At 69.0% G+C, this 9,504-nt stretch carries 8 protein-coding genes and 1 pseudogene; 2 read left to right on the top strand and 7 right to left on the bottom strand.

Going from position 1 to position 9,504, the window contains the following annotated elements; genetic code table 11:
* Nucleotides 1-313: 313 nt before the first annotated feature.
* Nucleotides 314-1,222 (top strand): annotated as a pseudogene (locus tag AB0J24_RS26355) (IS110 family transposase); the annotation flags it as partial.
* Between the two features lie 401 nt (nt 1,223-1,623).
* Here AB0J24_RS26355 and dmpG read toward each other — a convergent pair.
* From dmpG to AB0J24_RS26340, 3 genes are read right to left on the bottom strand one after another with little or no spacing between them, the layout of a single operon-like run.
* Nucleotides 1,624-2,658 (bottom strand): 4-hydroxy-2-oxovalerate aldolase, encoded by a 1,035-nt coding sequence (gene dmpG, locus AB0J24_RS26350; protein WP_358686172.1) that lies wholly within the window; start codon nt 2,656-2,658, stop codon nt 1,624-1,626.
* Complete coding sequence (locus tag AB0J24_RS26345) at nt 2,655-3,608, bottom strand: acetaldehyde dehydrogenase (acetylating) (RefSeq protein ID WP_358686170.1); 954 nt, start codon at nt 3,606-3,608, stop codon at nt 2,655-2,657. The genes dmpG and AB0J24_RS26345 overlap by 4 nt, the downstream gene beginning before the upstream one ends.
* Entirely contained in the window at nt 3,605-4,420 is an 816-nt protein-coding gene (locus AB0J24_RS26340) for a fumarylacetoacetate hydrolase family protein (RefSeq protein ID WP_358686168.1), read from the bottom strand. The genes AB0J24_RS26345 and AB0J24_RS26340 overlap by 4 nt, the downstream gene beginning before the upstream one ends.
* An 84-nt stretch (nt 4,421-4,504) precedes the next feature.
* Here AB0J24_RS26340 and AB0J24_RS26335 point away from each other — a divergent pair, with 84 nt between their 5' ends.
* Complete coding sequence (locus AB0J24_RS26335) at nt 4,505-5,263, top strand: IclR family transcriptional regulator (protein WP_358686166.1); 759 nt, start codon at nt 4,505-4,507, stop codon at nt 5,261-5,263.
* Nucleotides 5,264-5,486: 223 nt separating this feature from the next.
* Here AB0J24_RS26335 and AB0J24_RS26330 read toward each other — a convergent pair whose 3' ends face one another.
* Genes AB0J24_RS26330 through AB0J24_RS26315 form a run of 4 tightly spaced genes read right to left on the bottom strand, consistent with a single transcriptional unit; the run spans nt 5,487 to nt 9,441 of the window.
* Nucleotides 5,487-6,842: an FAD-dependent monooxygenase gene (locus AB0J24_RS26330; protein WP_358686164.1), complete on the bottom strand. Its 1,356-nt coding sequence runs from the start codon at nt 6,840-6,842 to the stop codon at nt 5,487-5,489.
* 10 nt (nt 6,843-6,852) lie between these two features.
* A complete protein-coding gene (locus AB0J24_RS26325; protein ID WP_358686161.1) occupies nt 6,853-7,476 on the bottom strand; it encodes a maleylpyruvate isomerase family mycothiol-dependent enzyme in 624 nt (207 codons plus the stop codon).
* Nucleotides 7,476-8,297 carry a fumarylacetoacetate hydrolase family protein gene (locus tag AB0J24_RS26320; RefSeq protein WP_358686159.1) on the bottom strand — a complete coding sequence of 274 codons (822 nt, stop codon included), beginning with the start codon at nt 8,295-8,297 and terminating at the stop codon, nt 7,476-7,478. Before AB0J24_RS26320 ends, AB0J24_RS26325 begins: the two co-directional genes overlap by 1 nt.
* A 1-nt stretch (nt 8,298) precedes the next feature.
* A complete protein-coding gene (locus tag AB0J24_RS26315) occupies nt 8,299-9,441 on the bottom strand; it encodes a cupin domain-containing protein (protein WP_358686157.1) in 1,143 nt (380 codons plus the stop codon).
* Between the last annotated feature and the right edge of the window lie 63 nt (nt 9,442-9,504).

Raw genomic sequence — 9,504 nt, 5'->3', positions numbered from 1 at the left:
CTGCGCCAGTGGGCCGAGGAGAACGGGATCGAGGTGCCGTCCAACAACCGGTTCAGCCAGGCGCTGGTGAAGCGCTGGCGCGAGGCGACCCAGGAACAGGCCGAGCAGGACTGATCCCGACGACCAGCAGGTTCAGACTGAGCGTGCGGTGCACTTCGCGGTCCCCGCCGGGCGGCCCGTTGTTTCGATCATCTGCAGTTTTCCACTACGCCGGGAGTGTTTCGAGTACTTCGACTGGCGGGGTGCATCAGCGGTGAGGTGAAGTCGTCCTCGGTCGCGTCCCGCGCTCGGCCGGCGCGACGCCGGGCCGACCGGGTTCGGCCTGGCCAGAGCCCTGGCCGCGGCCGGGATCTGTTGTGAGGTGGTGGCGCCGTCGAAGCTGGAACGCCCGGCCGGGGACAAGGTCAAGACCGATCGCCGTGACGCCGAGCGGTTGGCACGGTTGCTGCGGATCGGGGAGCTGCCCGCGGTGCGGGTCCCGACCGAGGCAGAGGAAGCGGCCCGGGATCTGGTGCGGGCCCGCGAGGACGTCCGCACCGATCTGATGCGGGCCCGGCACCGGCTCTCGAAGTTGCTGTTGCGCCAAGGACTGGTCTGGGAGGCCACGGCCTGGACCGGAGCGCACGAGCAGTGGTTGCGCGGGCTGCGCTTCGACCGCCGCGGGGTGGCGTTGGCCTTCGACGAGGCCTTGGACGCGGTGTTCACCGTCGGGGCCCGCCGGGATCGTCTGGACGCCGCGATCGTGGAGATGGCCGAGCTCGAACCGCTGGCCGGGCCGGTGGGGCGGCTCGGCTGTCTGCGTGGGGTCTCCACGCTGACCGCGGTCGGGCTCTGCGTCGAGGTCGCCGACTGGCACCGGTTCACCGGCGCCACGATCGGCGCCTACCTCGGTCTGGTCCCGTCCGAGGCGTCCTCGGGGGCGCGACGCGTGCAGGGCGGGATCACCAAGACCGGGAACACCCACGCCCGTCGGCTGCTGGTCGAGGCGGCCTGGCATCACCGCCGTCCACTACGGACCAGTCGGGAGCGTGCACGGCGGGCCAACGGCCAACCCGCCGTCGTCCGGGACCGGGCCGAGGCCGGGAACCGGAGACTGCACCAGCGATGGACCCGGCTCGACCGGCGTCGAAAGCGGCCCACGATCTCGGCGGTCGCGATCGCCCGTGAGCTGGCCGGCTGGAGCCTGGCCGTGCTCGACGGCCCCACCGGCCCGGCCGGCTGATCCTCGCCCACAGACCCCGGCGGGGCCTGGGCATAGGTTGCAGGCAGCGCGAGGAGCGACCCGCGGTACAGCTATGAGCAGCTCGGCTTCGGTGGTGATCACCGCGAAACCGGGTCACGCTCGACTCTAGACTCGCGGACCGCTCCCGACGGACATCCGGTCATGCGGTAATCGACCCGCGCATATCAGTCTGACCGCGCGTCGCGACGACATGCCTCCACCAGCCCCGGCCCCGCCGGACCCCTAACGCCCTGACCAGCCACGATACCCCGACATCGAGGCGAACTCTTGCTGCCCACTTGACAGGAAGAGCCTCCATATCAGCTGTGATGCCCGGGCACGTTGGTCGAGATCCTGCGCCATCCCGAGCCGGTCGAGCCGTTGTTGCCGACCTCGGGCCGTCAGGCGCGCACCGTGGTGTTCGCCCCTTCGAGGTCGAGCGCGATGTCGACGATCATGTCCTCCTGGCCGCCGACGAGCCCGCGGCGGCCGACCTCGACGAGGATGTCGCGGGTGTCGAGGCCGTACTCGGTGGCGGCGCGCTCGGCGTGGCGCAGGAAGCTGGAGTAGACCCCCGCGAACCCGAGTGTGAGGGTCTCACGGTCGACCCGGACGGGGCGGTCCTGCAGCGGCCGGACGATGTCGTCGGCGGCGTCCTGCAGGGCGAACAGGTCACAGCCATGCTTCCAACCGTGTATGTCGGCGACGGCGACGAACGCCTCGATCGGGCAGTTCCCGGCCCCGGCACCGTGCCCGGCGAGGGAAGCGTCGACGCGAGTGGCACCTTCCTCGACCGCGACGACCGAGTTCGCGACCGAGAGGGAGAGGTTCTCGTGGGCGTGGATACCGATCTGGGTCCCCGGGTCGAGGACGTCGCGGTAGGCGCGGATCCGGTCACGCACATCGTGCATCGTCAGCCGCCCGCCGGAGTCGGTGACATAGACGCAGTGCGCCCCGGCGTCCTGCATGATCCTGGCCTGTTCGGCCAGGGCGGAGGCGGGGGCCATGTGTGACATCATCAGGAACCCGGACACGTCCATGCCCAGCTCACGGGCCTTGCCGATGTGCTGGCCGGCGATGTCGGCCTCGGTGGCGTGCGTGGCCACGCGCACCGATCCGACGCCGAGGTCGTAGGCTTTCTGCAGCTCGTGGACGGTGCCGATGCCGGGCAACAGGAGCGTGGTGAGCATGGCGTCGTTCACGGCCTCGGCCGCGGCTGTGATCCACTCCCAGTCGGTGTTGCTGCCGGGTCCGTAGGTGAGGCTCGCGCCGGCGAGCCCGTCACCGTGGGACACCTCGATCGCGTCGACCCCCGCGGCGTCGAGGGAAGCCGCGATCCGACCGACGTCGGCAGGAGCCAGGCGGTGCCGGACGGCGTGCATGCCGTCCCGCAGGGTGACGTCCTGGATGTACAGCGATGTGATCGGTGTGGTCATCGGAGGGCCTCCGCCGGTCGGTTCTTGGTGGCGCGGGCGGTGAGCAGCTCGGCGGTACGCAGGGCGGCCGAGGTCATGATGTCGAGGTTCCCGGCGTAGGCGGGCAGATAGTGTGCCGCGCCCTCGACCTCCAGGAAGACCTGGACCTTCCACGCCGGGCGCGGGCTGTCGGCGCGCAGGAGAGTGCCGAGCGGTTCGTCGTCGGCGACCGGGGTGATCTGGAGTTGCTGTTTGAGCCGGTAACCGGGCACGTAGCGCGAGACGACACCGACCATCTCCTCGACCGACGCGCGGATCGTGTCCTGGTCGACGTCACCGACCAGGCACAGCACGGTGTCGCGCATGATCATCGGAGGCTCGGCCGGGTTGAGCACGATGATCGCTTTGCCGCGCTCGGCACCACCTACCTTCTCGATCGCGGCCGAGGTGGTCTCAGTGAACTCGTCGATGTTGGCCCGGGTGCCCGGGCCGGCCGAGCGCGAGGAGATCGAGGCGACGATCTCTGCGTAGCGGACCGGAGCGACCCGGGCGATCGCGGCCACGATCGGGATGGTGGCCTGACCTCCGCAGGTGACCATGTTGACGTTGCGGGCGTCCACATGGTCCTCGAGGTTGACCGCTGGGACCACGAACGGGCCGAGCGCGGCCGGGGTGAGATCGACGAGGATCTTGCCGTACGGGGCGAGCTTGTCGGCGTTCGCGATGTGCGCACGGGCCGAGGTGGCGTCGAACACGACCTCGATCGCCTCGAAACCCGGCAGCCCGAGCAGTCCGTCGACCCCGTCCGCGGTCGTCGCAACGCCGAGCCGCCGCGCGCGGGCCAGACCGTCGGAGTCGGGGTCGATCCCGACCATGGCGCCCATCTCGAGGTTCTCGGACAGGCGGATGACCTTCATCATCAGGTCCGAGCCGATGTTGCCCGAGCCGATGATCGCGACCTTGGTACTCATACGGCTCCTCCTGCGCTGTGGGTGAAGCTCGCGCGGACCTCACCGAGGCCGGTGAGGGTCGCGGTGAACGCGTCACCGGGCGAGACCGGGGTCATCGGGCCCAGCGCGCCGGAGAGAACCACCTCACCGGCACGCAGCGGGGCGCCGTACTCGCGCGAGGTGCGGGCGAGCCAGACCAGCGCCGTGATCGGGTCGCCCAGGCAGGCCCCGCCGTTACCGGAGCTGACCACTGCACCGTCGCCGCCGGTCAGGGTCATCTCGACGGTCCGTAGGTCGGTGTCACCGAGCGGGACGCCGTCACCCCCGAGGACGTAGAGGCCGCTGGAGGCGTTGTCGGCAACGGTATCGACGATGGTGATGTCCCAGCCGGCGATCCGGCTGTCCACGATCTCCAGTGCCGGGATCACCTGTGTGACCGCCGCACGGGCGGCCGCGTCGTCGATGTCGTCGACGTCGAGGTCGCGCCCGAGGACGAAGGCGATCTCGGCTTCGATCCGGGGCTGCAGGAGCCGTCCGATGTCGATCGGGGTGTCCTGGGGGCAGGCCATGTCGTCGAACAGCACACCGAAGTCGGGTTGGTCGACACCGAGCTGGGCCTGCACAGCGGGAGAGGTGAGGCCGATCTTGCGTCCCGCGATCGTGCGCCCGGTCTCGAGCTGTGTGCGGGTGAGGACGGACTGCACGGCGTATCCGGTGTCGACCGACACGTCCGGCAGCAGGGTTCGCACCGGTGCACACGGGAGTCCGGTGCGGGCCGCCTCGAGCAGCCGGTCCGCCGCGGCCCGTACCTCGTCGGCGAGGAGAGTGGTCATCCCTCGACCCTGCCGTACCCGGTACGACACGATGGCACCGTGCATTCCACTGTACGAAACGCTTCCCAGCCCGAGCGGTGTTCGATGCTCGGGCGCGCGCTGCGGTTGCTGTCGGAGTTCCGAGCCGGCGAGCACGAGGTCTCACTCGCCGAGTTGTCCCGGCGCAGCGGCGTGGCCAAACCGACGGCGTTCCGATTGCTGGGGGAGCTCGTGACATGGTCGATCGTCGAACGGACATCGAACGGCTATCGGCTGGGCCTGCGGTTGTTCGAGCTCGGTCAGATCGTGCCCCGGCAGCGCGAGCTGCAGGAGTCGGCCACGCCCTTCCTCACCGATCTGCACCACGCCACCGGGGAGACGGTGCATCTGGCCGTCCCTGACGGTGCGGACGTCGTCTACCTGCAGAAACTGGCGGTCATAGGAGGTCCCAGGATCCCGTCACGGCTCGGCGGCCGGATGCCTGCGCACGCCACTGCGGTCGGCAAGGTGCTGCTGGCGTTCGGACCCCCGAACCTGTTGGAGGCCGCCCTGGAGCGGGGTCTCCCGCGGCGGGCACCGAGAACGATCGCCGCGCCGGGCCTGCTGCGCGCCCAGCTCGACGAGATCCGTGAGCTCGGCTGGGCGGAGGAACACGAGGAATCAGCGCCCGGGGTCGCCTGTGTGGCGGCACCAGTACTCGCCGCGACCGGTGTGGCGGTCGCGGCGATCTCGATCACCGGATGGTCGAACAGGTTCACCGCGGCCCGTGTGATCCCAGCGGTTCGGACCGCCGCGCTCGGGCTCTCCCGAACACTCACCAGCGACGACGTCGTACACGATGTCCCGGGGCACAACCCCAGATAGAAGTCGGCGGCTCAGGTACATCGTCTATCCGACACCTCCGATGCCGCCTGGCTGAGTTGAGGTCGGAGAGTGGCGCCCTGCTCACCGCACCGGAGGTCGTGCTGCAGTATCTTCCGCTGACGTCGCTCCAGAACCTGGCCGATCAGTCCCTGAGCGAGACGATGCTGACGACGAGAGTGCGGACGGCGAGGGACACGGCGCACCCCAACCCGTCACATCCATGTCAAGCCCGGTGAGGGCTTGGAGACCGCCGCGGTATGACTTGTCGCCCCTGAGCCTGGTCAACCTGGCGACGACCGGCTTCGGCTGGCGCTCGGCCAACTGCCGACTCCCCGGCGACCTCGACGCTTGCCGAGGCGAGCGGGATGGGCTCGAACATCGGTGGTTCCTCGTCCGGGTGAAGTGCGGTGGGCCCGTAGAGCCAGTCGACGAAGGAGTAGTCGTAGGTGTCACGCGTGCGCAGTAGCGTGTTGCGCTGCTCCCGCTCCTCACCGTCCAGGTGCCACAGCTCGCCCCATAGTCGTGAGGTGCTGACCACGCGGCGGCAGTGCTTGGGCCGGACGGCTTCGTAAGCGGTGAGGGCAGCGTCCCAGTCGACCGATCCGTCTTCATCGCGGTGTCGTGCGGCGTGCTCGGCGAGCACCCAGCCGTCCTCGATCGCCATAACCGCGCCCTGAGCTATGTACTGCAGGGGCGGGTGTGCGGAGTCGCCGAGGAGCGCGACGCGACCGTGGACCCATGTCCTGATCGGGTCGCGGTCGTACATCCGCCACCATTTGTCGCGCCACATATAGGGCAATCCTTCCCGCACGAAGTCACACGTCTTCGCGAATGCCGCGTCCAGTTCGTCGGGCGTGCCCCAGTCTTCAACGCCGGCCATCGCCTTGGGCGACGCGAAGACGGCGACCTGGTTGAGCAGCTCACCGCCGCGCAGTCCGTAGTGCACGAAGTGGCACTGCGGACCGACGTACACCACGACCTCAGTCAGGTCGACGCGCTGTGCGCGCGGTTGTGCGGTGGACACCGTCCCGCGGTAGGCGACGTACGCGGAGGAGGCGGCCTGGTCGTCGACGAAGAGCTTGCGGGCGACGGAGTGGAACCCGTCGGCGGCAATGGCGACGGGTGCCTTGTGGACCTCGCCGGAGCGCAGGGTCACCTGCGCGCCGGTTGCAGTGTTCTCGTACGACGCCGCGGCGGCATCGGTGACGAGCTCGACGCCGTCGCGTTCGCATGCCCGTAGGAACATCGCGTGTAGGTCGCTTCGGTGGATGACCATGTAGGGGTAGCCGTAGCGCTGCTCAAGGTCGCGCAGGTCGAGCCGGGTCAGCTCGGCCCCGTCGACTGCGTCCCGCATCACCATGGCGTTCGGGACCACGCCCAGCGCCTTCGCCTCGTCGAGCAGGCCGTAGAAGTCGAGGATCCGCGTGCAGTTGGGCGCGAGCTGGATCCCAGCGCCGACCTCACCGAACTCGCGTGCCCGCTCTATGACGCGGACCTTGAATCCCTTGCCTGTTAGGGCCTGCGCCGTGCTGAGGCCGCCTATCCCGCCGCCGACGATCAGGACGTCCGGGTTGCTCATCGGGCACACCTCACAACCAGCGACCGAGTTCGGGCACGTCGACCAGGGCATGCGGCCGGCCGGCCAGGTAGGCAGCGACGTCGGGTAGGCCGCCGCTCGGGACGGTCTCGAGGTCGCGCTTCTCTTGGACGTTGACCACCAGGGCCTCAAGGAACTGTTCGGGCAGGTCAGCGAACGTCAGACCGGTCCCCAGGTCGACCGCGTGCACGCACACCTCGCGGGCCCGTAACCATGGGACCTCCGTCGCCGGAACGGTTCGACCTTGTGCCGTTACGACCTCGTTGCGCCACTTCTCGGCGGCTAGTCGACTCATCTCACCGGCGAGATTGTGCGCAGAACTGGTGAGCCACGCTGAGAGCTGGGATCCGGTCAGACTCGACCCGGCCTCGATGTCGGCGTTGCGCTGCTCCGTCGAGCTGTACATCGGCGTCCGTTCACCGGTGTCGGCCCAGTGGACCAGATTGCTGAGCGCGACCGCGTTCGCAGCAACGTGTGCCACCAGGTGTTTGCGACTCCAACCCGGCAGAGCGCTGGGGGCCGAGAGCGCTTGCTCGTCCAGAAGGGCGACCTGCGCCAGGAACAGGTCGGTGCCGCGCTCCACCCACTTCTGGGAGTTCAGATGCGTGCGCAGCATCAGGCGTCCGTCACGATCGTGTTGGTGCAGCGGCCCAGCCCCTCGATCTGAGTGACGACGGTTTCGCCGCCGACGAGGTAGACCTTCGGGTCACGGGCATGCCCGACGCCGGCGGGGGTGCCAGTCGCGATCAGGTCACCGGGGTGGAGCGTGATCAGTGTGGAGATGTACTCGACGAGGAACACCGGGTCGAAGAGCAATGTCCCGGTGTTGTCGGACTGCATGACCTGGCCGTCCACGGTCGTTGAAACGACCAGCGCCGGTCGGACACCGCCGACCTCGTCGGGCGTGGTGACGAACGGGCCGACCGGTGTGGAGGAGTCCCAGATCTTGCCCTGGGTCCATTCGATCGTGCGGAACTGCCAGTCGCGGACCGACACGTCATTCATGACGGTGAACCCGGCGATCGCGGCTTCAGCCTCGGTGCCCCGTGCACGGCGCACCTTCCTGCCGATCACGATGACGAGCTCGACCTCCCAGTCAAGGGCATCGGTCTCGGGCGGCTTCACGATCGGGTCGTTGGCACCGAGGAGCGTGTCGGCGAACTTCGGGAACAGCGTCGGGTAGGAGGGCAGCTCCCGGCCCATCTCCTTGATGTGGTTGGTGTAGTTGTGGCCGACGCATACGATCTTCGACGGGTTCGGCACGACGGGCGCGAAGTCCGCCCCCTCCAGCGAATACGCCGCAGCGCCAGCGGACGCGGCGGGGGAGCCGGCCGCGAGCCAGGCGCCAAGGTCTGGGTATCCCAGATCGACGAGGGCCTCACCGTCGAGACGGACCGCGCGGGTGCCCGAGGCGGTGCGGATAGTGGCGAGCTTCACGTCAGGCGTCCTTGTTGGTCTCGATGCGGTTGAGCCGAAGTGCCTCGAAGACGGGGGCGTCGGAGAATCTGAAGAGGTCGAGTGCGCCGGAGTCGGAGTCGGATGCGCCGGCCTCGGACCTCGCGGAGAACGGCTCCCACGACGGCACGACGAACAGGTCGCCGCGGGTCACCGACCAGGCCTCGTCGCCGACCGTGACGGTGCCAGCGCCGTCGAAGACCTGGAACACCGACGAACCGGTCTCCCGCACCGGCGCGGTCTCAGCGCCCCTGGCGATGCGGTGGAACTCCGCACGGATCGTCGGCAACACGTCGGAACCGTCGGCTGGGTTGGAAAACCGGACAGCTGCGTGGCCGGGTTCGACGGTGCCGGCGTAACCGGCCTTCTCGAGTTCGAGTTGGTCCATCAGCGCGCGGTCGGTGTACTCCCACTTGTAACTCAGGAGCGGGCTGCCGGGCGCGGTGTGCGCGACGCCGACCGGACGCAGTCCGGGGTGGGCCCACAGCTGCTCGGACCGCGACCGTTGCGGCGTGATCCGCTCGTCGGCGCCGATTTCGTCGCGGCCACACTCGAAGAACTGAGCCTCGGTGCCGCACTGGAACGGGATGTCGAGTCCGTCGATCCATGCCATCGGCTTGGAGGTCGCGTTGTGGTGGGCGTGCCAGTTCCAACCGGCCTGGGGCAGGAAGTCACCGCGGTTCATCGGTACGGCATCCCTTCCGACGACCGTCCACACGCCCGAGCCCTCCACAACGAAACGGAAGGCGTGCTGAGTGTGGCGATGCTCCGGTGCGTCCTCTCCGGGCATCAGGTACTGGATCGCTGCCCACAAGGTCGGGGTGGCGAACGGACGCCCGCCCAGTGAGGGGTTGGCCAAGGCGATCGCCCGACGCTCGCCGCCGCGGCCGACGGGGACAATGTCGCCCGCCTGCTCGGCCAGCCTCAGCAGGTTCTCCCAATGCCACAGGTGCGGCACCGCGCGCGACCGTGGGTGGGCCGGCATCAGGTCGCCGATCTCCGTCCAAAGCGGAACGAGCAGCTCCTGCTCCAAGCCGCGATAGAGCTGCTCAAGCGCGGGCGTCACATCAGGCTGGTCGGGCGCGGCGACCGCCTGCAACCGGACCGGGGTTTCAGTCGTGCTCATGCGGTTACAGTGACGCCCGTCGCATAGGTAGGAACACAGGATTCTGGACAACGGAACGAGACC

Origin of the sequence: Pseudonocardia sp. NPDC049635, from assembly GCF_040659795.1 — a bacterium.
Classification (GTDB): domain Bacteria; phylum Actinomycetota; class Actinomycetes; order Mycobacteriales; family Pseudonocardiaceae; genus Pseudonocardia.
The sequence above is the reverse complement of the archived record's forward strand: the minus strand, read 5'-3'. Positions and strand labels throughout refer to the sequence as shown.

Bases quoted from the DNA above. Each gene is read 5' to 3' on its own strand.
- AB0J24_RS26330 (WP_358686164.1), bottom strand. From the start codon at position 6,842: ATGAGCAACCCGGACGTCCTGATCGTCGGCGGCGGGATAGGCGGCCTC.
- AB0J24_RS26340 (WP_358686168.1), bottom strand. From the start codon at position 4,420: ATGACCACTCTCCTCGCCGACGAGGTACGGGCCGCGGCGGACCGGCTG.
- AB0J24_RS26315 (WP_358686157.1), bottom strand. From the start codon at position 9,441: ATGAGCACGACTGAAACCCCGGTCCGGTTGCAGGCGGTCGCCGCGCCC.
- AB0J24_RS26345 (WP_358686170.1), bottom strand. From the start codon at position 3,608: ATGAGTACCAAGGTCGCGATCATCGGCTCGGGCAACATCGGCTCGGAC.
- dmpG (WP_358686172.1), bottom strand. From the start codon at position 2,658: ATGACCACACCGATCACATCGCTGTACATCCAGGACGTCACCCTGCGG.
- AB0J24_RS26325 (WP_358686161.1), bottom strand. From the start codon at position 7,476: ATGCTGCGCACGCATCTGAACTCCCAGAAGTGGGTGGAGCGCGGCACC.
- AB0J24_RS26335 (WP_358686166.1), top strand. From the start codon at position 4,505: ATGCTCGGGCGCGCGCTGCGGTTGCTGTCGGAGTTCCGAGCCGGCGAG.